The following is a 26,034-nucleotide window of genomic DNA, read 5'->3' on the forward strand; positions in this document are numbered from 1 at the left end:
TCATGAAAATCGAACAGATCCACCACGTCGCCTATCGCTGCAAGGACGCGAAAGAGACCGTAGAATGGTACGGCAAGATGCTGAACATGGATTTCATTCTGGCTATTGCCGAAGACCATGTGCCCTCCACCCATGAACCCGACCCTTACATGCACCTGTTTCTAGACGCCGGAAACGGCAATGTGCTGGCGTTTTTCGAGTTGCCGACAAAGCCTGAAATGGGCCGTGATCCGAATACGCCCAAATGGGTACAGCATATCGCGTTCAAGGTGAAAGACCGCGATGAACTGATCGCCTTCAGGGACCATCTTGAGGCCAATGGGGTTGAAGTTCTGGGCGTCACCGACCATTCGATCTTTCATTCGATCTATTTCTTCGATCCCAACGGGCACCGCGTCGAACTGGCTTGCCCCGACCCCGAGGAAGAGGCGATGCTGGCCCGGCTGGATTCGGTGAAATGGGACATGCTGGAAGAATGGTCGCGCACCAAGAAGGCGCCTCAGCACGCCGACTGGCTGCACGCCAAGGAACTGAGCAAGGACTGATCGGGGAATGACCGAAGTTGTTCTTTATGACTACTGGCGTTCCTCTGCCAGTTACCGGCTGCGGATCGCGCTGAATCTGGCGGGCATCGCCTATCGCCCGGTGGTGATAGATCTGGTTGGTGGTGCGCATCGCGCGCCGGATCATCTGGCGCGCAATCCGCAAGGCTTGGTCCCCGTGTTGGACATCGACGGGGTGCGCCTGACGCAGTCTCTGGCGATCCTCGACTATCTGGACGAGACCCGGCAGCTGGGTCTGCTGCCGCAGGATCCAGCCCGGCGGGCGGCGGCGCGGGCGCTAGCACATAGCATCGCGGTGGATATCCACCCGGTCTGCAACCTGTCAGTTGCGCGCCACGCCACACAGTTGAGCGATGGTACAGGTGATATGCCCGGCGACTGGATGCGCCATTTCATTCGCCCCGGCCTGCTGGCGTTCGAGGCGTTGCTGGGTAAATTCGATCAGAGCCCATTCTGCACTGGCGACACACCCGGTCTGGCCGATATCTGCCTAATCCCGCAGCTCTACAATGCCCGCCGTTGGGAGGTCGATCTGTCCGATATGCCGCGCCTGTTGGCGGTCGAGGCTGTTTGCTCGGATCACCCGGCCTTTGCCGCCGCGCATCCGGACTTGCACGCCCCCATCTGACCGGTGCACAGGGTCTGTGTGGCAATGCAGGTGCCAAAGGGTTTAGCTGATCCTTAGGTTGCCCTGTAACGACATACGGAGACCACCATGCCCGAGATCACCGGCTATCACGCCCATGTCTATTTCGACGCCGGCACGCAAGACACCGCGCAGCAGGTCTGCGAAGAGGCCGCGCGCCTGTTCCCTGCCGTGCAGATGGGCCGCATGCATGCGCGTAATGTCGGGCCACATCCGCGCTGGAGTTGCCAGCTGGGCTTTCCAGCCGAGGCCTTCGATCAGGTCTTTCCCTGGCTGATCCTGAACCGTCAGGGCCTGACCATCTTCACCCACCCCGAGACCGGTGACCACCTGGCAGATCACCGGGATCGCGCCATTTGGATGGGCGAGATGCTGGAGCTTGATCTGTCGATCTTTGACTAACTTAACGCGCGTGCGTGATCGCGCAGGATGAACTTCTGAATCTTCCCGGTCGAGGTTTTTGGCAGCGCCCCGAAGACAACAGTCTTGGGGGCTTTGAAATGGGCCATGTGGTCACGGCAGAAGGCGATGATGTCAGCCTCACTCGCCTCTGCCTGTGGTTTCAGCTCGACAAAGGCACAGGGTGTTTCGCCCCATTTTTCGTCCGGACGGGCCACAACCGCAGCCTCCATCACAGCCGGGTGCTTGTAGAGTACATCCTCAACCTCGACAGATGAGATATTCTCGCCACCTGAGATGATGATGTCCTTGGACCGATCCTTCAGCGCGATATAGCCATCCGGGTGCATCACACCCAGATCGCCCGAGGCAAACCATCCCCCGTTGAAGGCCTTATCGGTGGCATCGGCGTTCTTGAGGTAGCCCTTCATGACGATGTTGCCCTGCATGAAGATCTCGCCCATGGTCTCACCATCCGAGGGCACGGGCTCAAGCGTCTCGGGATCGGCGACCATAAGACCCGAGAGCGCCACGTACTTGACGCCCTGACGAACCTTCAGCGCGGCGCGATCCTTGGCCTCCTTGTCGTTCCATTCGTCTTTCCAGGCGCAGACAACAGAAGGCCCGTAGGTCTCGGTCAGGCCATAGACATGGGTGACTTCGACCCCCATCCCCTCCATCGCCTCGATCACCTTGGCGGGCGGTGGGGCACCTGCGGTCATCACCTTGATCTGCTGGCTGAAATCCTTGAGATGATCCGGCGCGTTGGCCAGCATGTTCAGCACGATTGGCGCGCCGCAGAAATGGGTCACTCCTTCTTCACGGAAGGCGCGATAGATAGGCTCATCCCGCACCGCGCGCAGACAGATGGACGTGCCCGCATTGGCCGCCATCGTCCAGGGGAAGCACCAGCCGTTGCAATGGAACATCGGCAGGGTCCACAGATAGACCGAATGCTGCGGCATGCCCCAAGTCAGGATGTTCGAGGTCGCGTTCAGCGCCGCGCCGCGATGGTGATAGACCACGCCCTTGGGGTTGCCGGTGGTGCCCGAGGTATAGTTCAACGTGATCGCGTCCCATTCGTCTGAGGGCAGAGACCAGTTGAATTCAGGATCGCCCTCAGCCAGCAGTCCCTCATAGGTCAGATCACCCAGCCGCTCACCGCTGTCAAAGCTGGAGTCTTCGATGTCGATGACAAGCACGTCATGGTCGACCTCCGTCAGCGCCTGTTTCACAACACCCGAAAACTCGGGGTCGACCAGCAGAACCTTGGCCTCGGCATGGTTCAGGATGAAAGCGATGATCGGTGCATCCAGCCGCGTGTTGATCGCGTTGAGGACGGCACCTGCCATGGGCACACCAAAATGCGCCTCGTAAAGTTCGGGGATATTGGCGGCGATGATCGAAACCGTGTCGCCCTGCCCGACCCCTCGGGCTGCCAGTGCGCTGGCCATCTGGCGACAGCGGGCATAGGTCTGTGCCCAAGTATACCTCCGGTCCCCGTAAACAACGGCTGGATAATCCGGATAAACCGCCGCTGTCCTCTCGATATAGCTCAGCGGAGACAGCGGAGTGAAATTCGCCGGACCTTTGTCCAGATGCTGTTCATAGATGTTGGCTGCGCTCATCCGGTGCTCCTCCCAAACGCGACAGATTTGGCGTATTGAGCACAAAGCTTACGCCAAAACAAACCCGTAAAAATACGCGATTTTGGTACACTGGCGCTATTCTATGAGTTAATCTGGCCCTACTGTGCGGGTCTCATTCGCGCTGATCTGCAGCATCACGTCATCGCGCGCCCGTCCGGGAGTTTGATTCCTGCGCGCCTCACCCTGAAAGGACATGTCATGGACGGCACGTTCAACGAAAACGATCTCTCTCGCGTCGTCGAAGCTGACCGCGCGCATATCTGGCACCACCTGATCCAGCACAAACCCTTTGAAACCAACGATCCGCGCATCATTGTCGAAGGCAAAGGCATGCGCGTCTGGGATCAGAACGGCAAAGAACATCTGGACGCAGTCTCGGGCGGGGTCTGGACGGTGAATGTCGGCTACGGCCGCGAATCCATCTGCAAGGCCGTTTATGACCAGTTGATGAAGCTGTGCTATTTCGCCAATTCCGCGGGCTCGATCCCCGGGTCGATCTTTGCTGAAAAGCTGATCAGCAAGATGCCAGGCATGAGCCGCGTCTACTATACGAACTCCGGCTCGGAAGCGAATGAGAAGGCGTTCAAGATGATCCGTCAGATCGCGCATAAGCGCTATGGCGGCAAGAAGACCAAGATCCTGTATCGCGACCGTGACTATCATGGCTCGACCCTCGCAGCGATGTCTGCTGGTGGTCAGGACGAGCGCAACGCGCAATATGGCCCCTTCGCGCCCGATTTCGTGCGCGTGCCGCATTGTATGGAATACCGCAAGCATGAGCTGAACGGCGCACCCGAAGAGAATTTCGGTGAATGGGCTGCCGATCAGATCGAAGAAGTCATCCTGCGCGAAGGCCCTGATACCGTGGGCGCACTGTGCCTTGAGCCGGTAACCGCAGGCGGCGGTGTCATCGAAGCGCCCGAGGGTTACTGGCAGCGTGTGCAGGAAATCTGCAAGAAATATGACATCCTGCTGCATATCGACGAGGTCGTGTGCGGCGTGGGCCGGACCGGCACTTGGTTCGGCTATCAGCAATATGGCGTGAAACCCGATTTCGTCACGATGGCAAAAGGCGTGGCTTCGGGCTATGCGGCGATTGCCTGCCTGGTGACAACCGAAGACGTCTTCGAGATGTTCAAGGACGATGCAGCGGACCCGATGAACTATTTCCGCGATATCTCGACCTTCGGTGGCTGCACCGCGGGACCGGCGGCGGCGATCGAGAACATGCGCATCATCGAAGACGAAAACCTGCTGGGCAATTGTTCGGCCATGGGTGATCGCATGATGGGCAATCTTCAGGCGCTGATGGAAAAGCACAAGGTCGTCGGCGACGTGCGCGGCAAGGGTCTGTTCCTTGGAGCCGAACTGGTCTCGGATCGTGCGTCCCGCGAACCGGTGGATGAGAAACTGGCTCAGGCGGTTGTTGCTGACTGCATGGCGCAGGGTGTGATCATCGGCGTCACCAACCGCTCGGTCCCCGGCAAGAACAACACGTTGTGCTTCTCGCCCGCGCTGATTGCGACACCGGACGATATTGATCAGATCACTGATGCTGTGGACGGTGCGCTGGGGCGGGTCTTCGGCTAAGCCAAACCTTTGACGCAGATACGAAAAACCCGCCGGTCAACGGCGGGTTTTTTTATTGTACCGGCAGCGGGATTAAGCCGTTTCCAATCTGGCGCAGATCAGAAATTCCACCTTATTCCGGCCAGGAAATTCGGACCTTGTGCTTCATTGCCGATCTCATGCTCTGCCGTGACCTCAAGGCGCATGTTTTCTTGCAGATCATGTTCATATCCAACAAGAACACTTGCGCCGGTGAAATCGGTCGCAGCAAAGGACAGGGTCTGTGTGTCGGAAAAGACGGTCACATCGGCATCAGTATCCCCAAGATCGCGCCGCACGACGCCGCTGAGTTTACCGATCAGAAGGCCGCCATCTGCCAGAGTTTTCTCGACCTCAACGCCAAGGCGCGCTTCAATTACTTCAGTAGTCGTTTCACCAACTGAAGCATTCGCAATCGATCCGGTTTCGGAATAGCTGTCATCCTTTTGACGCGTATAGCGGACGTCGCCGAACCCAAACAGACCAAACGTATCACTGACGTCAAAGCTGCGCTTGGCACCGATATGCGCGGTGAACAAGGTGCTGTCAAAATCAGCTTCGGCATCGGAACTACCCGAGACCTGACGCGACCGATCGGTGGACAACCATCCAAACCCCAGACCGCCTTCCACAGTGAATGCCCCGAACTGGCGGCCGAATGCAGCGTCCAGGTAGATACCGATGGTATCGAAATCGGTGGTATCGGTGTCGCCATCTGATCGGAATACACCCAGTCCAAATGCCATCGACAAACCGTTCTCGGCCTGACCGGAATACCCCGCCACACCGTTGAACACCTCCAGATCGGTATTGATGCCGGGGGTGCTCTCAAACCGTCGGAGTTCAGCGTCAATCATCGCGAAGGGGCGGAAGCCACTGGCGCTGCTTGCAAACGCTAGACCGCGTGCGGGCTGTTCGGGCAGATCATAGCGTAACGCTTCAGCCGTGCGCCCCACGACCGAACCGTAATAGGCGATGATGTCGCCCGAGGTCACGATATCTGCGCCGTCGACTACCGCGTAGACAGGAGCGGAACCGCCTTCATCTTCGACGAACCAGGCCGACCGCCCGTCCGAAACGGTGGTGACAAATGCACCTGACCCCGGCGCTGCGTCTTCGAAGAAGAACACAGTGCTTCCGCCTTGCGCATCCAGATTGACGTTATGATCCTGAACCCGGATCAGGCCGGTTACATCGTCTCGGCTGTCGACGTTCAGCGTACCGGTACCGGTACCGAGGAAAATCGCATAGGCTTGGCCATTCTCGGAGGTCGCTGAGATCCGGCCCACATCAGCAATCACCCCATCAAAATTGTCAAAGCGCAGTCCGAAAGCATCAGCCGAACCTGTACCCAAAGCCGTTGCCGAGATTTCGCCGCCGTTCGAGAAATGGCCCTGCATGTCGCCAACCTGAATGCCTGAGGCCCTGTTGGTGGCAGCACCGGATCCGACCACAACCGTAGCTGTCACCGAACCAGTGTTTTGAATGTCTCCATCCACGCGGCCCGATATGTCAACGCCCAAAGCGTTCGCATCAGAAGCGCCTTCTGCACGGGCGTTGATTTCGCCACTGTTGACAAAGTTGCCATCCAGATCAGCAGTCAGGTTGTAGCCAATGGCCGTCGCTGACGCGGCCCCCTGAGCCTCGGCAATCGCCTGACCGCTGTTGTTGAAATCTCCGGTCATCAAGCCCTGAACGATCGCACCAACAGCCGAGGCGTCTTCTGCATTTTCGATCGTCGCTTGGATGAGCCCTGAATTGTTGATGTCACCAGTCAGAGGCACGCCCAGTAAGATCTGAATGCCGCGGGCGTTGCCTATACCGCCATTTGTTCCTTCGGCGCGAATTGTGCCGCTGTTGATCAGGTTTGTCGCAACATCACCGTCGAAAGCCAGCCCCAACACATTCAGTTCTACTGTTGAGGAACCGTTTGCGATCGAAATCACTTCTCCAGAGTTCTCAATGGCCGCACCGGAAAGGATCATTCCATCGAATTGTATACCAGAAACCAAGGCTGCCCCGGTCCCCGTGGCAACCGTCGAACTGGCTGCAATGCGGCCTGTATTCAGAACGCGCCCACCAACATTCTGAGTGAACTGGATACCGCGTGCAAGCGCATTGTCCGGAGTATCTACAGCGACATCAATCTCGCCATTGTTGATAACCTGACCAGTCGACAAAAGCTGACCAAGAACCCGCACACCATTTCCGATCGCGGCAAGCGGTGCCGGCCCCCGAACCAACCCGTTGTTGGTGAATGTGCTGGAATAGTCAGGATTCAAGATTACAGCGTCCCCGCCGATGGAAAGATTCACAGATCCAGTTTCAGTAATCGTGTTGTCTTCGTCCAAGTTAAAAACAATCGGGATATCGACGGCTGTCGAGACCTCTTCAGCCTTCAACGGTGAAACCGATAGCGCAACGCCCGCAACAAATGCAAATGCCGATGATGGCGCAACACTTACGATCTGGCCTTTCAATCTGACCAAACGACCACCACGCGCTGCCCGCGTGCGCTTTGATGCGCATCGACCCATATTCCCATACCTCTACAAAATCACTGATTAATACTTTGTTCAGATTTCTACCCATAGTCGAAGTAAGGCGCAATTAAGGCAGCGCTTTGGATGCACTTCGCAGCCGTTATATTGCACATTGATCACACCGCAGGGCGATTGTTTCCAAAAAAGCTCTGTCGAACCGATGCGGAGCACCGCAACACGTTCTAGACAGCGTGCGCGGGCAGAATTACCGTAGCGGCAAAGCAATCCAGCAGGAGTTTCCACTGATGTCCAAGATGCTCTCAATCGCGGCAGGTTCGGTCCTGTGCCTCTCAACCGCGGCCTTCGCGGATGGGCACTGCGCCGCTGGCAAGACCCTGACAGAAGGTAAGTTCACCATCGCAACGGGCAACCCGGCCTATTACCCATGGGTGATCGACGACGCCCCTGAATCCGGCCAAGGCTTTGAAGCGGCCGTTGCCTATGCCGTTGCCGAAGAGATGGGGTTCGCCGCCGAGGATGTCGTATGGGTCAGGTCTTCGTTTGACGAGGCCATTCAGCCGGGTGCCAAAGAATTTGACGTCAACATGCAGCAATACTCGATCACGCCCGAACGCGATCAGGTCGTTGATTTCTCGGCCCCCTACTACACCGCGCCGATGGCGGTTTTGGTCAGCCCGAACGCGACAGCCACGGCCCCAACGCTCGACGCGCTGAAGGGATTGCAATGGGGTGCCGTCGGGTCGACCACTGCGGTTCCCAAGCTGGCCAGTATCATTCAGCCGGATAGCGACCCGCTGCTTTACGGGGACAACGCTGACGTCAATGCAGCAATGTCGGCCAACCAGATCGACGCAGCGCTGTTTGATCTGCCAACGGCGCTGTTTCTCAGCGCAGTGATGATTGAGGGTTCGAAGGTCATCGGGCAGTTTCCAGCGGATGAAAGCGACAATCCCGATCAGTTCGGAATGCTGATGGAGGAAGGCAACCCCTTGAAAACCTGCGTTAATCAAGCTCTGGCAGCGCTGACCGAAAGCGGCAAACTGGCCGCGATCGAGGCCGAATGGCTGCAGGACTCGACCGGTGTTCCGCTGATCAAGTAACATGAGCAACCAAAAGGCGGGCGGGATGACCCGCCGCGAACGCTATGAGGCGCAACAGCGACGCCGGTCGTTGGTGATCGCCACGATAAGCACGGTCACGGTTGTGGCCGCGACATATTTTCTGGTGCCGCTGGCGCCGGGCTGGTCGAAGGTTCAGCAGAGCTTTTTTAACGGAGAGACGCTGGTCAAAACCTTCCCGAAACTGCTTGAGGCGTTTCGGATCAACGTGATGATCTTTGCCTGGTCCGCGCCCGCTATCGCGGTGCTTGGCCTGCTGATCGCATTGGCACGGGACGCAAAGTCACCCGCCCTGTTTCCGCTGCGCATCTTTGGCGCGGCGTTTACCGACATTTTCCGCGGCGTGCCTGTCATCTTAACAGTCTATCTGATCGGCTTCGGCATTCCGGGGCTGGGCCTGCCGCGCCCGTGGAACTCTCCATATATCTGGGGCTCGCTAGCGCTGATCCTGACCTATTCAGCCTATGTGGCCGAGATCTTCCGCTCTGGTATCGATAGCGTTCATCATAGCCAGCGCGCAGCCGCCCTTTCGCTGGGCTTGTCAGAACGGCAGGTGATGCGCGACGTGGTGTTGCCGCAGGCCATCCGTAACGTTGTGCCCTCGCAGATGAACATGCTGATCGCGCTGCAAAAAGACGTCTCGTTGCTCAGTTTCATCGGCCCGGTCGAGATTTTTCGTCAGGCCGGCGTATTCAAATCCCTGCTGGCCAATTTCACCCCCTATGTTGGAGCGGCGATCATCTTTCTGATCGTGACAATCCCGGCCACACGCTATGCCGATCATCTGATGGCCCGCCAGATGCGAGAGAGACGCTGATGCCCAAACTGGAACTGAGCGGCGTTGTCAAACGCTTCGGCGACCGCACGGTGTGTGACGGGATCGATCTGACTGTTGAAGAGGGCCAGATGGTCTGCCTGATCGGCGCGTCCGGGTCTGGTAAATCGACCCTGCTGCGCTGCATCAATCTGCTTGAGCCGATCGAGGATGGAGCGATCTTTCTGGACGGCGAGGATATCTCGATCCCCGGCCTGAACCCGCAATCCGTCCGCTCCCGGATCGGCATCGTGTTCCAGAGCTTCAACCTCTTCCCCCATATGACGGCGCTGGAAAACGTCCTGCTCGCCCCGCGCCGGGTTCGCAGCCTCTCACGCGCCGAGCTGCTGCCGGAGGTCGAAGCGCTTTTTACACGGTTTGGGCTGGCCGATCGCATGAACAACTATCCCGATCAGCTGTCAGGCGGACAACAACAGCGTGTCGCCATCGTCCGAGCGCTGGCCATGAAACCCGAGGTCATGCTGTTCGATGAGATCACCTCGGCCCTTGATCCCCAGCTTGTAGGTGAAGTGCTGGATGTTTTGCTGATGCTGAAGCGTCAGGGCATGACGATGGTCATGGCCACTCATGAAATGGGTTTCGCCCGCGAAGCGGCGGACAAAGTCTGTTTCCTGGATGGCGGGCAGATCATCGAAGAAGGTCCTCCGGCGGTTCTGTTCGACAACCCGGCGCATGCGACGACCAAAGCCTTTTTGGCGCGCGCGTTAAAATAACCGCACAGCAGCGACAATCGTCAACTCTGCGACGCTCACCGAAGTGTCAGCCCAGCGGACGCTGGATCAGAACGGAACATGTTGCCCGGCGAGATACACGTGAGGCTGTCGAACCCAAAAAATAGTCCAGCGCCGAAGGATGATGCGCGCCGACAATGATCAGGTCGGCGCCGATTTCACGCGCGACCTCAGTGATACGGATACCGGGTTTCCCGGTCTCGACCTGGCAATCGATATCAACGGCATCTGTGGCGAGGGATCTGAGTTTCCTCATGATTTTGTTGGTCAGATGATTTTCGGACTTCACAGTCACGAACTCCGCCGTAAATCCGGGAATTTGTTCCAGCACGGTCAGTAGCGTGATCTTTCCACCCGGGGCCAGCATATTGCGGGCGGTGGCAATCTTCTCGGCGACCAGTTCTTCATGGTCGATCGCCACGGGGATCAAGATGGATTTGTACATGTAACGCACTCCTTATCAGGTTGATGTGGCGTCCAGGGGTGAAGCGCTCAGTTCTATTGTGACCGTTGAAAAGCTCAATTTCGGACCTCTAACGGTGGCGTGTTGCCCGAGCCGGCGAATTGACAGACCTGCCCATAGAGATGTGAGGGAATGCTCAAACCATCTTTCGTTGCCGAAGCGATGGCTTGGCGACGGCGCTCTCCCGGAAGACGCGCGCCTTCCAACGAGGCTATTTGATCAAGCAAAGCTGCTACACGCACCCCGAAATCAGAGCGGATACCCGGGTTGATGGCGATGAGAGTTTGACCGACATCCGGCGCATCGCCTTCCGCTTGAAAGAACGAGCCTGCATTTTGACTAAAGGCGCTGCCCGTCAACGCCGCTGCAAGTATCTCGACCATAAGCGCCAGCGCCGTACCCTTGGCATCGCCGATGGGCAGCATCGTACCGCCCAATGCGGCCTCAGGATCGGTCGTCGAGTGCCCTGAAGAATCCAGCGCCCAGCCTTCCGGTATCGGTTTTCCCGCTTTCCTTGCAGCCATGACCTTTCCGCGTGCAACGACGGACAGCGACAGGTCGATAACCAGCGGCGGACCATCGGCAACGGGTGTCGCGAAGGCAATCGGGTTAGTGCCGAAGATGGCCTCTTTGGCTCCCCAAGGCGCGATAGCCTTGGGTGTATTGGCAAACATCAGGCCGATCAGACCAGCATCGGCAATCCGCTCGACCTGTACCGACAAGGCTCCGCAGTGATGCGAGTTGCCGATGGTCATGACTGCAATGCCCATCTCACGCGCTATGGGAACACCTGCCTTCAGCGCAGCCTCTAACGCAGGATAAGCAAACCCATGGTCGGCTTTCACGTGCAGCGCAGCAGGTGCGTACTGCTTCACAACCGGTGCAGCATCCGCTTTGATTTTTCCGCTGTTTACCTGCGCCACATAGTCTGCCACGCGACTGAAACCGTGCCCAACCTGCCCCTCGCTTTCCGCGGCCACAAGGGCCCGCGAAACGCTGGAGGCGACAGCGCTGGATACGCCGGCTCTTTCGAAGACAGTGGTCAGCAGAGCGACCGCCTCCGCGAGCGTCAGGTGGATCGTGTCAGCCATTTAAGCCCCGGTTCAAACGAGAGGCGGCCGTTGCAAATGCAACTGGCCGCCTCGGAGTTTTTACGCACTACGGTACAGCTTGGTCATCGAGAATTCCCGATGCCCCAGTGCTTCTGCCGCTGTGTTGCGACCATTCGCGGTCCGGCGGATCATATCGATCAGCGCGTCTCCGGCCTCATCAATGGTTTGCTCACGGCGCAGGATGCCCGAGACATCGACATCCACGTGCTCACCCATGGTGCGCACAGTGCGTGGGTTCGCAGTGATCTTTATGACCGGTACGATCGGATTGCCCACCACGTTGCCTTGCCCGGTTGGGAAAGTATGGATCACCGCACCGCCTGCGGCCATCAGCGTCACGCATTCCGCCGCCGCTGAAGAGCTGTCCATGAAGTAAAGCCCTTTGCCCGAATTTGGCTGCTCAGCGGGTTCCAAGATGTCGATATACTGCGAGGTCCGGCCGATCTTTTCGAGGTTACCAAGCGCCTTTTCCTCGATGGTGGTCAGGCCACCTTCGATGTTGCCCTTGGTTGGCTGACTGTCGCTGAGATCATCGGTTTGATGTGCAAAGATCACATCGTCCTGATAAGCTTTCCACATCTTGTACCAGCGCTCGCCGACCTCTTCGTTGATGGCCCGTTTCTGGCAGATATGTTCCGCTCCGGTGATTTCCGAGGTTTCACCAAAGAACCCGGTGATCCCTTCGGGCAGCAACTTGTCATACATGTTGCCGACGGTCGGGCAGGATCCCAAACCTGTTGTCGTGTCGCTTTCACCGCATTTGGTCGAGATCCACAGCTCGTTGATCGAGCATTCCTCGCGCTGAACCTCGGTGGCCTTGTGGACAAAGTCCTTGGCCGCCCATGAAGCGCGCCGGATGGTTTCGAAGTCACCATTCTGTTCGATCGAAAACTCAGCCACTTCTTTGCCCGTCTCGCGGATGCCATCAGCGATGCGCTTGGTCCAGCCCGGCTCAATGCCGATCACCACCACCGAATGCACATTTGGGTTGGCCCCGGTGCCGATCATGGTGCGGAAATGCAGCTCGAGGTCTTCGCCAAACTGAAGTCGGCCATAAGCATGCGGGATTGCCAGCGTGCCTTTGACGTTGTTGGCCACCGCCTCGCAAGCGGCGTTGGAAATGTCATCGACGGGCAGGATCAGCACGTGGTTGCGCACGCCGACGCGGCCATTTTCGCGCCGGTAGCCCATGACAGTCATGTTCGAATATTTGCTCATGATATTAGCCCCTTACCAGCGCTTGGTCTTGCAGTTTTGCGTGTGGACATGCCCACCTCGGGGGATGTCAGCGATGATCTTGCCGATATCCTCACCATACTTGATCGCCGTATCTCCGTTCTTGAGGTCCGTGAGCGCGATCTTGTGGCCAATCGGTACATCCGCACCTGCAGTCAGGCGAAAGGTCGAATTGTCGTGGGTGATACAACACAGCATGTCAGTGCCTGCGGTCAGGCCTTCGACGACCACAACACCAACATTGTCTTCCTCTTCATGCACCAGAAGGTGCGGTATTTCATTTGGGGCTGGATTTGACATCAACGTCTCCGGTTTTCGCTATGGTTTAAGGATGGTTTTCGGCGCAAGCGTCTTGCCTGCGCGAATGTCTGCAAAGGCGGCGGCGCCGTCGGACAGGTCGCGGGTTTCAACCCAATCAAGCGCCCCGAGGCGGCCATCGAACATGGCGCTGCAAGTGTCGCGGAAATCCTGTGCGGTATAGGTATAGGTGCCGATCAGCGTGATTTCCTGCAGCGTGATGCGCCGGATATCCAGGCCACCTTCGGAACTGCCGAGGCCGATGTGAAGGATCACACCGCCAGGGCTGACGAGCGCCGACGCGACCGCGCGGGTCGCTGCAAACCCCACCGCGTCAATCACCAGTGGGATGTCCTGATCCGGGGTGTCTACCACGTCGATCCCGCAAACATTGCGCAGATAGTCAGCGCGCACCGCATTGGGTTCGGATAAGGTGACGCGTTCGATGCCCATCGCGGTGAGCGCCAGCGCCGCCGCGAGCCCGATGGCTCCGCCACCAATCACATGGGCGCGCCGTTCATCTGCCGGGTGCAGGGCCGCAAGCCCAAGCCGCACCGCATGCCAGCTGACTGCAATCGGTTCGGCCAGTGCTGCCTGCTCGAGCGTGATATGCGCGGGCACCTCGATCAGATTGCGATCCGGTATGGCGACGTATTCCGCAAAAGCGCCCTCACGCGGCGGCATCGAGATGATCTGTCGCGCGGGGCAAAGGTTCTCGCGTCCGGACCGGCTGGCCGCGCTGTCGGGGTCGTTGACCAGCGGATTGATGGTTACGCGGCGACCATCAGCAGTCACTCCAGCCCCTTCATGGCCGAGGATCAGCGGTGCCGGGCGGCGGTCATCATGGCCCAGATAGGCGTGCATGTCAGACCCGCAAATGCCGACGCTATCGATGCGGACGAGAACCTCATCGGTGCCGGGCTCCGGGTCCGCGAAATTGCGGTATTCCAGCGTTTCGACATCGGTGTAGACCAGAGCTTTCATTTCGCTGTGAACCCTCCATCGACCATCAGAACCTGTCCGGTCACGTAGGCGCATGCATCAGAGCAAAAGAATAGCAACGGGCCGTCGAGGTCTTCAGGCTCACCGTTGCGCCCGATACAGGTTTGCGCTGCGTTTCGGGCGGCGCGTTCAGGATCATCAAAAACCGCAGCGGTCAGTTCGGTCCGAAAGAACCCCGGGCCAATGGCGTTTACGCATATCCCGCTTGAAGACCAGGCCTCGGCCATCGCCCGTGTCAGTTGCGCTATACCACCCTTCGACGCGCCATAGCTAAGCCCTCCGGGAAAGGCTCTGCTGGATTGAAGCGAAGCGAAATTGACGATCCGCCCCCAACCCTTGGTCTTCATTTCAGGCACAAGGTGCTGCGACAAAAAGAAAGGAACGGCAAGGTTCAACCCGATCGTGATGTCCCACCCTTTGGGTGAGACATCATCCGCAGTCTCACGCGTGTTGATCCCAGCGGCATGTACCAGAATATCCGGGGGCCCGAAGGGTTGTGACGCGGCATCGGCCAACTCGGCCAACCGATCACGATCAGAAAGATCCCATGGCAGCGCATGAACCTGATCCAGTTCGGCCAACGCTTCTGCACGCCGAGCCACGCCCACGACCTTTGCACCAGCGCGCGCCAGCACGTCTGCAGCTCTGCGCCCAAGGCCGGAACTGGCCCCGGTCACAAGCGCGGTATGTCCAGTGAGATCAGGATGATAGGTCACGGGAGGCGTCAGTCTTCGGCTGTCAGGTCAAAGTTCTCATCGGGGAAGAACTTGGCCAATCGAATATCCGCAGTCCGCGCATGCCCCTCCATACCTTCAAGGCGTGAGATACGGGCGGTCGCCTGCGCAATCGGCTTCATCGCATCAACGGTCGATCGCTGCCACGTCACGATCTTCATGTATTTGTGCACGCTGAGGCCACCTGTGTAAGTGGCCGCCCGGCTTGTTGGCAGCACGTGATTGGTGCCCGAGGCCTTGTCGCCAAAGGCAACCGTGGTCTCTTCGCCCAAGAAGAGCGACCCGTAGCAGGTCAGTCGATCCAGCCACCAATCAAGATCATCGGCCATGACTGTCAGGTGTTCCGGTGCGTATTGATCCGATGTCGCCGCCATTTCTTCGCGATCCGCGCACAGGATGACCTCGGCGTAATCGCGCCACGCAGCCGTAGCGTTTTCGCGGTTCACTTCGGGCAGGTCCTCGATCAGGACAGGCACCAGACGCATGACCTCTTCGGCCAGATCACGATTGTCTGTCACCAGCCAAACCGGTGAGTTGTATCCGTGTTCCGCTTGCCCGACCAGATCCGTCGCAACAACCATCGGATCAGCGGTGACATCCGCAAGGACCAGACTGTCGGTCGGACCCGCGATCATGTCGATGCCGACACGCCCGAACAGTATACGCTTTGCTTCGGCCACAAACTGATTGCCGGGGCCCACAAGGATGTTGGCCTTGGGAAGACCGAACAACCCGAAGGTCATCGCTGCAACCCCCTGCACGCCGCCCATGGCCATGATCTTGTCGGCGCCGCAGATATGCGCGGCGTAGACGATCGCAGGCGCGATACCGACATCCGGGCGTGGTGGCGAGCAGGCGACGATATGTTTACATCCCGCCACCTTCGCCGTCGTCACGGTCATAATCGCGCTGGCGATATGGCTGTAGCGCCCGCCTGGAACGTAGCAACCGGCTGCATCCACCGGGATCATCTTCTGGCCAGCGGTCAGGCCCGGCACGACCTCGACCGCGATGTCGGTCATGGATGCCTTTTGCGCCTCGGCAAAGCGTTTGACGTTGCTATGGCTGAACTCGATGTCACGCTTCAACTTTTGCGGTACAGCGTCCATCGCAGCCTGAATTTCGGCATCGCTGAGAATGACGTTGCCTTCGTAATTGTCGAATTTGGCGGCGTATTCCAACGCCTTGGCATCGCCGCCTGTTTCGATGTCAGTCAGGATTCCCTGGACAATTTCGCTGACATCCGACGCTCCGCTACGCGCGGTCAGCGTGGCTTTCTTCAGGTATTCACGGGTCATGAATTAGGTCCTTTTCCTACCGCGTCTTTCGGCGGCTTATCGATAGACATCAGGCAACAGCGAGGTCGAAAACGCCGGAATATAGGCGATCATCAACGTCACGATCAGCATGAAGAAAACGAAGGGGATGGCGCGGTAGGCGATCTTGAGGATCGACTCCCCCGTAATCCCCGACACCACGAACAGGTTCAGCCCCAATGGCGGAGTAATGAACCCAACCCCCAACGCCGTGATCATCATGATGCAGAACTGGATCTGGTTCATCTCGATCTCTTGCGCCAGCGGGTAGAGGATCGGAGCCAGGATCACGATGTTGGGCGTCGTTTCCATAACGCAGCCCGCGATGATCAGGATGAGAACCATCATGGCGATCAGCACATATTCGTTGGAGCTGACGGAGGTCAGAGCGCCGACAAAGCCCTGCGGTACGCCAATGATCGCAAGCGCTTCGGCTAGAGGGATCGAGAAGGCGATGATCGGAAGGATCACGCCGTTGACCTTGGCCGAGCTGACCAGCATGGCCGGGAAATCGGACAGTTTCAGCGTGCCCAGGATGAACCCGATGACAATGGTCACAACAACCGCCACGGCGCCAGCTTCGGTCGGGGTCAGTTTTCCCGAAAAGATGCCATAGAAGATGATCCCGGGGACGAGGAAGGCGTACCAACCGGACTTGACCGTCCTCCACAGATTCGCGCGCCATTCGGCTGCGGTCATCATGCCGCCACCTTCCCAGAGATTGAACCGGTTCATCACGACGTTGGTGAGCAGGATGGCCGTCAGGATCAAAAGGCCCGGGATCAGTGCTGCAAGGAATAAGGTCGAGACGGCTATGCCCAGCACAAGGCCGATGATGATATAGGCGATGGAGGGTGGGATAAGAATCCCAGTACATGCCCCCGCCGCGACCAAGGCGCAGGCATAGGGACGGGGGTAACCACTCTCCACCAACCGGTCGATAGTCATGCGCCCAACGGCTGCCGCACCCGCTGCATCCGATCCGGAAATCGCCGCGAACATGCCGCAGACCAGAACGGTGGCCGAACCGAACCCGCCCTTGGCCCAGCAGGTCAGCGCCTCGGCCACGTCCAGAAACTTGCGACTGAGCCCCGTTCGGACCAGAACATCCCCGGTCAGGATAAACAGCGGCACGGCTGTCAGCGCAAAAGCATCAATGCCCGAGAACAGCTTCTCACCCACAAGGCTGAGCGGTAGCGCACCGGACATGAGCAGCATGGTGATCGATGCTGCGCCAATCGCAGCCCAGACCGGTACAGCAAGCGCGACAAGGACGACAAAGAGAATAACGGAGGCGTAGAAATCCCACCCAAGTTCAAGTGTTTGACCACCGAGTTGTTGCCACATCATGGATCAGGCCCTCCCTTAATCGAACAGCTTGTCGCCTTCGTAGACGGGACGGCCCGCTCGAAGGTCGGCAATATCGCGGAGGAAGGATTGCACCAGCCGGAAGATGACCAGCGCGAAACCAAACGGCACCGCCATGAGGAAAAAGACCTGGCTGATCCGCAGACCATGCGTGACAGACCCGAATTTCCAGGACACGTGGACGGTCTCCCACGACCAGTAGATCGCGACGAGCGCCACGATGAACATGACAATGTCGCCGAAGATGTAGAGCAGCGTTTTGACCGTGCGCGGGACGTAATGCATCAGAACGTCAATGCGGATGTGACCGCGTTCCTTCACCGCTGCAGCGGCACCGATCCATGCGAGATAGATAAACGCATACCGGACGATTTCTTCGCCCCAGATGGACGAGTAGGCAAAGACCTCGCGCCGGACCACTTCTATGAACATCGTGCCGACAAGCATGACGTAGAAGACAAGAAGCAGCCAACGTTCGGCATTTTTATCAATCGCTCGAAAGAGCTGAGACATGGCATCCTCACTACCGTCGCGCGGGGGCGACGTTTTCTAGTGGGTTTTTCGGTGAGCAAACATTAGGTGAGCCGACGCCAGAAGCGCCGGCCCGGGGAGAGACGCGATCAGGCGTCGTGCACGTAGTATTTCGCACGCGTGTTTGCGGCTTCTTCCAGCTTGGCGAACGCATCCATCGATCCGGCCAGCTCGGTCTTGAAGCTGTCCCATTCACTGCGCTGATAGCCGCCGGCCTCTTTCCATTCGCCCAATTGATCTTCGCTGAGCGAGTGGAACTCCACGCCGTTCGCGATCAATTGAGACATGGCATAGGCACGGGCCGAAGGCACTTTCGACAGGTTCTGTTGCTGGGTGACTTCGCCCGCAAACTCAATGCCTTCCTTGACGTCCATCGGCAGGCTGTCGAACCATTCGAGGTTGATCGAATAGACCTGACTATCCGGCACCGCCTGAGTGAAGGTCACATGGCTGAGGATCTCACCAAAACCAAAGACGTGCAGTGCGCCCACCGAGGGGTCAAGTGCATCTGCAACACCTTGCCGGATGGCCGATGGAGTTTCACCCCAGGCCACAGGCGTCGGGTTTGCGCCGACCATGCCGTAATACTGCTGCAGCATTTTCGATCCGGGCACGCGGAATTTGACACCGGACATATCTCCCGGCGTGATGATCGCGTTGCCACCCTTGCGAACCGCGACGACGCGCGGGTCGATCACGATATACATCAGAGCTTTGAAACCAGATGCCGCAATCTTGGGGTCAACTTCCGCCTTCCACGCTTCGGATGAGGTCAGGTTCGTGAACCGCTGGTTCGAACCGCAGAAATACGGAAGGTTGATCAGATCAACCACGCTCGCGAAGGGTGCGAAGTTCGACAGCGAGTGCTGCGCGGCCTGGATTGTGCCTCCCTGCACCGCCTGCGCCAGTGCGCCACCGGCGCCGAGCTGACCACCGGGGGCCAGTTTCACATAGACCTTGCCATTGGTCATGTTCTGGATGTTTTCTTTCAGGTCCAGCTGCATGATCGGATAGCTACGAGACGCGCCCAGCACATAGGCGGTCGCCAGCGTCATCTTGAATTCTGCCGCGTTTTCCCGATCTCGTTCCTCAGCGGCTGTCTGAGCTGCGGCCTCGCTGGACCACAGTGTACCGGCTGCGCCTGCAACCATAGCCGCCGTGAATGAGCCAGTGCCTGCAAGTTTTAGAAAATTCCGACGCTCGGCCGAGGCCAGCTCCTGTTTGGTCTTGTCCATGTGTTCTCCTCCCGTTTGGACTTTTTCGGATTTATTCCTTTGGTTTTTCCTCCGAAATTTCTTTTGCTTCGCTGCGGAGAATGCCGACGGAAAAGGCGATGGCCGCCGCAAACAAAATCAGCATCTCCCAGACATTATTGACCAGAGGCGCCTTCGTGACCGCCCCGATCACCACGTTCGCAACAAACGCGAGCAGCAATATCCCTGCTATCAAATATGGCATGCGTCCTCCCCAACCCATGCAGTTTTTCGCACTGAGTCGCCTCGAATGTAAGCGCTTACATTTTTCTATGCAAGCGCTTACATCAAACATGTGCTAAGCTTGGCGTTAACTTCGTCCTTTTGCTCGAACTCGACTTACGCTAACTGCCGCCCTGAATGACCAGAAAAGCCATGCCTCAATCCGGGAACGAAAACACAGTTCCGACTCTTGCCGATGTTGCACGACTTGCGGATGTGTCCACCGCAACGGTGTCGCGTTGTCTGAACACCCCCGAACGGGTTGGCAAAAACACCCGCGAACGAGTTCTGGCGGCGGTTCGCGAGCTTGGATACGCGCCGAATTTCGGAGCGCAGGCCCTTGCGGCACGGCAGACGAATACAATCGCCGCTGTGATACCGACAATGGAAAACGCCGTGTTTGCACGCGGGCTGCAGGCGTTTCAGGAAGAACTGGTGCGGCACGGAAAAACTCTGCTGGTCGCGTCGTCTGCTTATGATGCGGAGCTCGAAGAAAAACAGGTGCGTGCGTTGGTTGCGCGGGGCGCTGACGGGCTTTTGCTGATCGGATATGATCGCGAGCCCGAGATTTATTCCTTTCTGGAAAAGCGACGCGTTCCAACCCTGATCGCGTGGTCTTTCAATCCAGATGAGACACGCCCGGCCATCGGCTTTGACAACCGCAAGGCCATGTCTGCCCTTGCACGGCAGGTCATCGCACAGGGTCACCAACATATTGCCTGCATCTCGGCACCGATCGGCTCGAACGATCGTGCCCGAGGACGCGTGGACGGAATCCGAGACGCCAAGCTTGAAGCTGGACAGGACCCAGACGCATTGTTCCTTGTTGAAACGCCTTATGGGATCGAAACGGGCGAAATCGCGTTTCGCGAGGTCATGACAGCTGTTCCACACACAACTGCCGTGATGTGCGTCAATGATGTTCTTGCCGTAGGAGCGCTGCGCGCGGCCCGGGAAATGGGTCTGGAGGTGCCAAAAGATATCTCGATCACCGGCTTTGACGACATCGAAATCGCGATGCTTGCCGAGCCTGCCCTCACGACCGTCCACGTTCCGCATCGAGAAATGGGCCGTCGCGCCGCTGGAATGCTCATTCAGGTCCTGCGGGACGGGTTGAGCAGTCAAAGCGTCGAACTGCCAACAGAAATCCGGCTACGCCAATCACTGGGCCCCGTCCGTCAGGTCTGAGGCCGAGCACCACCAAAGCCCTATCCGGATCAGCTTTGTCAAAGACTGGGCGGGCGCGTGGTGCATTCCGCGTGACTGGGCAATCAAACCAGCCTTCAAGCCCATCGCTTTGGCTGCGTCGCAGCTCAATTGTCTTCGGTTTGATCTTATGCCCTTTGCCAGCATGCATCATGTTCACAACAAACGCAAAAGTGGCATCTGTCAGCGCGTAAGGTTAAGGTCCAGAATGGCAATGGGCTGCGATTGTTGGTGACACCATCATCTCGGGACCACTTCGGTTCGCAGATTCATCGGTACGCTTTGCGCTGGAATCCGATCCAGAAAAGGTCATCACAACCCAAATAAAGTTGCTTGGCCAGCTGGCCGACAACCAGACTGTCTTCTCGGCGACCCATCTGAGTTACCCTGGGACCGGACGTGTCACACGCGGCGGCGATGCACTCGCCTCTTTTTCGCTGGTACGACGTGAGCATTAGGGATGAAAGTACAGCGCCGTGCTTTAGCCTGCTGTCAATTCGACATACATTTCAAGCCCGCACCGGATGCCTACCGTTTACGTCCAGTAACCTGCTTCACCACTTCTGTTTCGTGAACCAGTGAGATTTGAACGAGTCAAACGCCCCGAGCCGTCAGGGGGAAAGCGCTGCCTTCTCCCTCGGGCAAATCTATTAAGCAAAACCGCGTCCTCGGCCGCACCAATATTGTCGAATGGCATTGCCTCTCCCCCAACCACCTCCGCCACGTGGCAGATCAGCAGGCACAGGCACCCCGGGTGCCTGACCTGCAAATCAACCCCGATCTTCCAAAAGGAAGTAAGGATCAATGAAATCAGTTTGGACGATGGAAATGAGGCGAAAATAGAAAAGCTCTGTCGCTGGTGGCAGAGCTATATGTCGCCTTACAACGGTCGTCGAGCGATACATAGCCTTGTCAATCACCAACAACTAAGAATTTGATTTCAAATAGCTACATAAGAACACGACGCGCAAGTTTTACCATCTGCGACTCAAAGGCTCCATCAAACTGGATCCATCGCGTAGCGGCAATTGCCCTTCTGTTTCACAGATGTAGGCAAAAGCCGTTTGCGCATACGGATCACACTCTCTCCATCGCCTTATGTTGCAACGTGCGAAACATCGCGGTCTGGCGAATAGATGTCGAGAATGTTCCAATGCCCAGTCGTTGGTGTCGGGTTGTTGATCATTGGCACATCGAGCACGGTTGGCTTGCCGCTTGCGATTGCCGCCTCCAATGCGGGTAACAGCTCGTCGGCAGCGCTGAGTCTGTGCCCTTCCGCGCCGTAGGCACGCGCGATCTCAGCATAGCCCGGTCCGTTTGCCGGCGCTGCGGCTGATCCGGGGAATGTAGTCCCGTAGGTCAGACCGTAGTGTGCCTTTTGCAGACCTGCGATAGTGCCGAAGGCGTTGTTGTTCATGACCAGCCAGATAATGCCCAGATCAAGTTCGACCGCCGTTGCCAACATCGACGGGTTTTGACCGAAGCCACCATCGCCGACCAAGCTGAGTACAACGCGATCAGGTGCTGCCAGCTTCGCGCCTATCGCGCCCGGAGGGCCAAAGCCCATCGTCGCGAACCCGCCCGGAGTCAGGATCGAACCCGGCGTCAGGATATCGAATTGCTGTCCGACGCCGTTCTTGTTCCACCCTACGTCCGTGGTGATGATGGCGTCCTCGGGCAGAGCCTTCCGGGTATCTGCCAGAATACGCTCGGGCATCATTGGAAAGGCTGATGAAGTCGCCATTTCCACGTTGCGCGCTTTGAAGTCTGTCCGGAAGTCAGAAATCTTCTGCTCCAGCGTGGGGCGTTTAAAGCCCTCTGGATACATCTCGCGGGCAACCCGATTGAGAACGCGCAAGGCAACTTTGGCGTCCGCGACGACGCCGATCTCGGTGGGATAGTTCCGACCGATCTCCTGCGGTTCAATGTCGATATGAATGACCTTGGACCCGGGGATGTTGAACGTATAGCCAGGATACCAGCTGGAACAATCGGCCTCTTTGAACCGCGTTCCCACGGCAAAGATATAGTCCGCATTCAGACAGGACTGATTGACCAGTTCTGTACCCCAAAAGCCAGTCATTCCCAGCACAAGCGGATGGTCGTCCCGCAACGCGCCCTTGCCCATCAGAGAATGAGCAACGGGCAGCCCCATATGTTCAACGAACGCGCGCAACTCCTCGCTGGCTTGAGCTAGAAGGATACCACCGCCGACATAGGCGACCGGGTTTTCGGCCTGCGCCAGGGCCTCAATGATTTCACGCGCTGTTTCATCGTCAATCGACGGTTTCTTGAGCGCGCGCGTGTTGTCGCGGATACGGTCGAAGCTGTCCGCGGGGATCACTTCAGAGAAGATATCCATGGGGACATTGACCAGAACCGGCCCGGGCTGTCCGCTTTCAGCGAGATGAAACGCCTTTTCCAGAATTTCGGCCATCAGGTCTGCGCGATCCACCCGCCAGGCGCGTTTTACGAAGGGGCGATAGATCTCCCACTGGGCGGCGTCTGCATGAAGGTTCACTTCCTGATGCGGGTGTTTGCCATAATAATGCGTAGGTATGTCCCCAGCGATCACGACCATGGGGATACAGTCCAACGCAGCATTAGCGACCCCGGTGGCGCAATTGGTCAGTCCCGGGGAGAGATGGGACAGCACCACCGAGGCCTTGCCCGTCACGCGGGCATAAGCGTCCGCCGCGTGGCTGGCGATCTGTTCATGCCGCACAGTAACGAAATCAATCGGGCTTTCGGCCAGTGCAGCGAGAACCGCGATGTTCGTGTGGCCACAAAGGCCGAACACATGTTTCACCTCACGGCGTTCGAGAAAGTCGACGATATGTTCAGCAACGGTTTTGCCTTCCAGTTTCGCTCCGTCCATCACGCGACCTCCTGTCCGTAGAATTCACCGAACAGGTCCGGCTCCGAGGGGCGATCCTCGGGTATCGGACGGCTGACCCAGGTGTAGTTCATCATGTGTTTCATGGTGACGTTTTCGTTGGTGATGTTGCCGCCCCAGATGCCACAGCCCAGGCTGCTGGTCATGGGCATGCCATTGGTCCACGCGCCAGCATTGGCCTTCGATTGCGGCTGTCGTACCATCATACGGCTAACCGGAGCCAGACGCGCCAACCGATCGATGTGATCGTCGTTGTGGCTATAAATCCCGCAAGAATGGCCCTTACCGCCGGTGTTGTAGATCTGGCTGACCATTTCCAGCGCGTCATCGAACGTCTCGAAGTGATAAAGCGCCATCAGCGTGGTCAGTTTCTCCTTGGAGAACTTGTACTGCGGCCCGATTTGCCCCTGATTTTCAACCATCAGAAACTTGCGATCTTCTGGGATGCTAAAACCGGCGACCTTGGCTGTTTGCTGCGGCGGACAGGCGATGGTCGGGAAGGTGCGGTTGCCTTTGTCGTCCCACATGGCCGCTTCGAGCATGGCCTTCTCTTCATCCGAACACAGGTAGCCGCCTTCGGCTTGAAGCGCCTTGACCATATCGTCGTAAACCGAGCGCTGGATGATGATGTTGCCGTCGGCCGAGCAACCCGACCCAAAATCAGAGGTCTTTGAAATTCGTGTGTTCTGAGCGGCGATGTCCAAGTCGGCTGTCTCGTCGATGACGATGGAGGAATTGCCCGCGCCGACGCCATAGGCCGGTCGCCCTGAACTATAGGCCGCTTTGACCATCGGCTTGCCGCCCGTCGCCAAAGTCAGGTCGCAGATCTCCATTAGATGTTGCGTCAACGGGATCGACGGTTTGCGAATGGATTGAAACAGATCCTCGGGGGCTCCGGCAGCACGACAAGCTGCACGCATGACCTCGACCATTTCGTAAGTCGTGTGAGCGGTGCGAGGGTGCGGGCTGAAGATGACCGCATTTCGGGCGTTGGCGGCGGAGACACCGGTCACCGGTGGCGTCATCGCCGGATTGGTCATGGGGATCAGGGACGCGATCACACCAGCAGGTTTGGCATATTTCACCAGCCCCTTGTCCTCATCAACCTCGACGATCCCTGTCGAGGGCGTGCGCAGGACATCACGCAACACCATGTGAATCTTGAATCGCTTCGCGGGACGCCCTTCCCGATCCCCGATACCGCTTTCGTCCACGCCTTGCTGGGCCAGACGTGTGAATGTTTTCTCGTTCCCCGCATACCACGCAATGGCCTGGGACAGACGGTCCAGCCTGTCCTGATCCCAATCCTCGATTTCGGCCATGGCAGCGCGGGCGCGCGCCAGCATATCACCCGCCATGTTGCGGTCGTTCTCAGTGAGCTCTTTGCCCATGGTGATCCTCTTGGTGTTTTAGAAATGCAGCATCAGGCGTGCGGCGCTGTGACCGCGCCTCACCGAATGTTCGCTTGGCGTGGCTGAGACAGCGACGCGCGTGTTCTTCATATCCCAACTCGGCAACGCGGCTTTGGTTGGGCAATTCAATGGAGTAGTCGACGGGCGGCATCCGTTCGATGATGCCGGTGAAATCAATCCAGCCTTCACCGGGGTAGAGCCGCGCATCGCGGGCCAACTGGATCATGCCCTCGCGCGTATCAGCGATGCCGGGCAGGCAATCAGAGATATGCAGGAAGTGAAACAACTCCGAGGGGACGTGCAAAAGCTCTCCCAGATCGACGCGGCTGAGGTGCAGATAAAGCGTATCGACCAGAATACCGCCATTCGGCTGATCAGAGGCGCGGACAATATCCAGCGCCTCATCCAAAGTGCGCAGGCGGGAAAAGCTTGGGAATTCCAGATCGACCGTCAACCCATAGGGCGCTGCCAGCTCGCAGGTCTCGGAATAGACGTCGATCAGAAAGTCACGATCATCGCGGGTGTTGGTCCACGCGCTCATGATCATACGTTTGGCACCCAGTTCTCCGCCGATCTCCAGAGAACGCTCAAAACTGCGCGGGTCGACATCTTCGGTGATGCGCGCAATCTCAACATCAAGGACTTTAAGGCCAGTTGTAGAAAGAGCCGTCTTGATCGCCTGCACCTGCGCCTTGTCGATCGGGGACTGCGTGAATTCGCCGGGCACATGCATCGGAATGAACCGGGGGCTAACGGCATCGTAACCGGCCCGCGCGGCGATATAGACCAGCTCGGGCGGCGTACAGCCAATCAGCGTCAGATGCGCCAAGGAATAGAGAGAGGGGCTTGCGCCAGCCTCTTCAGGTTTCACCATGAACGACAGCTCCACGTGTCTGCGAATCTCAAATTCATCACACGTAGTAAAAAATATCT

The 26,034-nt window shown here is 58.0% G+C and carries 24 protein-coding genes; 8 read left to right on the plus strand and 16 right to left on the minus strand.

The window, feature by feature from the left end; translation table 11 throughout:
* Window positions 1-2 precede the first annotated feature (2 nt).
* From ACR0AZ_RS19025 to ACR0AZ_RS19035, 3 genes are all read left to right on the plus strand, one after another.
* Window positions 3-545, plus strand: coding sequence for a VOC family protein (locus ACR0AZ_RS19025; RefSeq protein WP_480470757.1), 543 nt, complete (start codon window positions 3-5; stop codon window positions 543-545).
* 7 nt (window positions 546-552) lie between these two features.
* On the plus strand, window positions 553-1,191 hold the full coding sequence (gene maiA, locus ACR0AZ_RS19030) for a maleylacetoacetate isomerase (protein WP_480470758.1): 639 nt from the start codon (window positions 553-555) through the stop codon (window positions 1,189-1,191).
* Between the two features lie 87 nt (window positions 1,192-1,278).
* A complete protein-coding gene (locus tag ACR0AZ_RS19035) occupies window positions 1,279-1,611 on the plus strand; it encodes a DOPA 4,5-dioxygenase family protein (protein ID WP_480470759.1) in 333 nt (110 codons plus the stop codon).
* Here the strand turns inward: ACR0AZ_RS19035 and ACR0AZ_RS19040 are convergent.
* The gene (locus ACR0AZ_RS19040; RefSeq protein WP_480470760.1) at window positions 1,608-3,236 is read right to left on the minus strand and encodes an acyl-CoA synthetase; all 1,629 of its coding nucleotides are present in this window, start codon (window positions 3,234-3,236) and stop codon (window positions 1,608-1,610) included. The two genes, ACR0AZ_RS19035 and ACR0AZ_RS19040, sit on opposite strands and share 4 nt — an antisense overlap.
* A gap of 219 nt (window positions 3,237-3,455) precedes the next feature.
* On the opposite strand from ACR0AZ_RS19040, the gene ACR0AZ_RS19045 reads away from it, so the two are divergent.
* Entirely contained in the window at window positions 3,456-4,847 is a 1,392-nt protein-coding gene (locus ACR0AZ_RS19045) for an aminotransferase family protein (protein ID WP_480470761.1), read from the plus strand.
* A 98-nt stretch (window positions 4,848-4,945) separates the two neighbouring features.
* Here the strand turns inward: ACR0AZ_RS19045 and ACR0AZ_RS19050 are convergent, their stop codons facing one another.
* Window positions 4,946-7,180: an autotransporter domain-containing protein gene (locus tag ACR0AZ_RS19050; RefSeq protein WP_480668071.1), complete on the minus strand. Its 2,235-nt coding sequence runs from the start codon at window positions 7,178-7,180 to the stop codon at window positions 4,946-4,948.
* A gap of 473 nt (window positions 7,181-7,653) precedes the next feature.
* Here ACR0AZ_RS19050 and ACR0AZ_RS19055 point away from each other — a divergent pair, with 473 nt between their 5' ends.
* The 3 genes from ACR0AZ_RS19055 to ACR0AZ_RS19065 are packed head-to-tail and all read left to right on the plus strand — an operon-like array spanning window position 7,654 to window position 10,035.
* A complete protein-coding gene (locus ACR0AZ_RS19055; protein ID WP_480470763.1) occupies window positions 7,654-8,469 on the plus strand; it encodes an ABC transporter substrate-binding protein in 816 nt (271 codons plus the stop codon).
* 1 nt (window position 8,470) lies between these two features.
* Window positions 8,471-9,304, plus strand: a complete 834-nt coding sequence (locus ACR0AZ_RS19060; protein ID WP_480668072.1) for an amino acid ABC transporter permease — start codon at window positions 8,471-8,473, stop codon at window positions 9,302-9,304.
* Window positions 9,304-10,035: an amino acid ABC transporter ATP-binding protein gene (locus ACR0AZ_RS19065; protein WP_480470765.1), complete on the plus strand. Its 732-nt coding sequence runs from the start codon at window positions 9,304-9,306 to the stop codon at window positions 10,033-10,035. Before ACR0AZ_RS19060 ends, ACR0AZ_RS19065 begins: the two co-directional genes overlap by 1 nt.
* Before the next feature lie 46 nt (window positions 10,036-10,081).
* Here ACR0AZ_RS19065 and ACR0AZ_RS19070 read toward each other — a convergent pair whose 3' ends face one another.
* The 11 genes from ACR0AZ_RS19070 to ACR0AZ_RS19120 all read right to left on the minus strand — a co-directional run bounded on the left by ACR0AZ_RS19070 (window position 10,082) and on the right by ACR0AZ_RS19120 (window position 19,570).
* On the minus strand, window positions 10,082-10,498 hold the full coding sequence (locus ACR0AZ_RS19070; RefSeq protein ID WP_480470766.1) for a universal stress protein: 417 nt from the start codon (window positions 10,496-10,498) through the stop codon (window positions 10,082-10,084).
* Between the two features lie 74 nt (window positions 10,499-10,572).
* Entirely contained in the window at window positions 10,573-11,607 is a 1,035-nt protein-coding gene (locus ACR0AZ_RS19075) for an Ldh family oxidoreductase (RefSeq protein ID WP_480668073.1), read from the minus strand.
* A gap of 60 nt (window positions 11,608-11,667) precedes the next feature.
* Window positions 11,668-12,846 carry a UxaA family hydrolase gene (locus ACR0AZ_RS19080; RefSeq protein WP_480470768.1) on the minus strand — a complete coding sequence of 393 codons (1,179 nt, stop codon included), beginning with the start codon at window positions 12,844-12,846 and terminating at the stop codon, window positions 11,668-11,670.
* A gap of 12 nt (window positions 12,847-12,858) precedes the next feature.
* Window positions 12,859-13,164, minus strand: a complete 306-nt coding sequence (locus ACR0AZ_RS19085; RefSeq protein ID WP_170392543.1) for a UxaA family hydrolase — start codon at window positions 13,162-13,164, stop codon at window positions 12,859-12,861.
* A gap of 18 nt (window positions 13,165-13,182) precedes the next feature.
* Window positions 13,183-14,145, minus strand: a complete 963-nt coding sequence (locus ACR0AZ_RS19090) for an alcohol dehydrogenase catalytic domain-containing protein (RefSeq protein WP_480470769.1) — start codon at window positions 14,143-14,145, stop codon at window positions 13,183-13,185.
* On the minus strand, window positions 14,142-14,879 hold the full coding sequence (locus ACR0AZ_RS19095; protein WP_480470770.1) for an SDR family NAD(P)-dependent oxidoreductase: 738 nt from the start codon (window positions 14,877-14,879) through the stop codon (window positions 14,142-14,144). Before ACR0AZ_RS19095 ends, ACR0AZ_RS19090 begins: the two co-directional genes overlap by 4 nt.
* An 8-nt stretch (window positions 14,880-14,887) precedes the next feature.
* A complete protein-coding gene (gene hisD / locus ACR0AZ_RS19100) occupies window positions 14,888-16,195 on the minus strand; it encodes a histidinol dehydrogenase (RefSeq protein WP_480659438.1) in 1,308 nt (435 codons plus the stop codon).
* Window positions 16,196-16,231: 36 nt separating this feature from the next.
* Entirely contained in the window at window positions 16,232-17,563 is a 1,332-nt protein-coding gene (locus ACR0AZ_RS19105) for a TRAP transporter large permease (RefSeq protein WP_480470772.1), read from the minus strand.
* 15 nt (window positions 17,564-17,578) lie between these two features.
* The gene (locus ACR0AZ_RS19110; RefSeq protein WP_170694801.1) at window positions 17,579-18,094 is read right to left on the minus strand and encodes a TRAP transporter small permease; all 516 of its coding nucleotides are present in this window, start codon (window positions 18,092-18,094) and stop codon (window positions 17,579-17,581) included.
* Between the two features lie 107 nt (window positions 18,095-18,201).
* Window positions 18,202-19,347 (minus strand): TRAP transporter substrate-binding protein, encoded by a 1,146-nt coding sequence (locus tag ACR0AZ_RS19115; RefSeq protein ID WP_480470773.1) that lies wholly within the window; start codon window positions 19,345-19,347, stop codon window positions 18,202-18,204.
* Window positions 19,348-19,378: 31 nt separating this feature from the next.
* Window positions 19,379-19,570, minus strand: a complete 192-nt coding sequence (locus ACR0AZ_RS19120) for a hypothetical protein (RefSeq protein WP_480470774.1) — start codon at window positions 19,568-19,570, stop codon at window positions 19,379-19,381.
* A gap of 155 nt (window positions 19,571-19,725) precedes the next feature.
* Here ACR0AZ_RS19120 and ACR0AZ_RS19125 point away from each other — a divergent pair, with 155 nt between their 5' ends.
* Window positions 19,726-20,775: a LacI family DNA-binding transcriptional regulator gene (locus tag ACR0AZ_RS19125; protein ID WP_480470775.1), complete on the plus strand. Its 1,050-nt coding sequence runs from the start codon at window positions 19,726-19,728 to the stop codon at window positions 20,773-20,775.
* A 1,114-nt stretch (window positions 20,776-21,889) separates the two neighbouring features.
* Here ACR0AZ_RS19125 and ACR0AZ_RS19130 read toward each other — a convergent pair.
* From ACR0AZ_RS19130 to ACR0AZ_RS19140, 3 genes are read right to left on the minus strand one after another with little or no spacing between them, the layout of a single operon-like run.
* On the minus strand, window positions 21,890-23,671 hold the full coding sequence (locus ACR0AZ_RS19130) for a thiamine pyrophosphate-binding protein (protein WP_480470776.1): 1,782 nt from the start codon (window positions 23,669-23,671) through the stop codon (window positions 21,890-21,892).
* A complete protein-coding gene (locus tag ACR0AZ_RS19135; protein ID WP_480470777.1) occupies window positions 23,671-25,080 on the minus strand; it encodes an aldehyde dehydrogenase family protein in 1,410 nt (469 codons plus the stop codon). Before ACR0AZ_RS19135 ends, ACR0AZ_RS19130 begins: the two co-directional genes overlap by 1 nt.
* On the minus strand, window positions 25,061-25,975 hold the full coding sequence (locus ACR0AZ_RS19140) for a sugar phosphate isomerase/epimerase family protein (protein WP_480470778.1): 915 nt from the start codon (window positions 25,973-25,975) through the stop codon (window positions 25,061-25,063). Before ACR0AZ_RS19140 ends, ACR0AZ_RS19135 begins: the two co-directional genes overlap by 20 nt.
* Window positions 25,976-26,034: the final 59 nt, after the last annotated feature.

The sequence above is a fragment of the Ruegeria sp. BE3 genome (genome assembly GCF_056538865.1).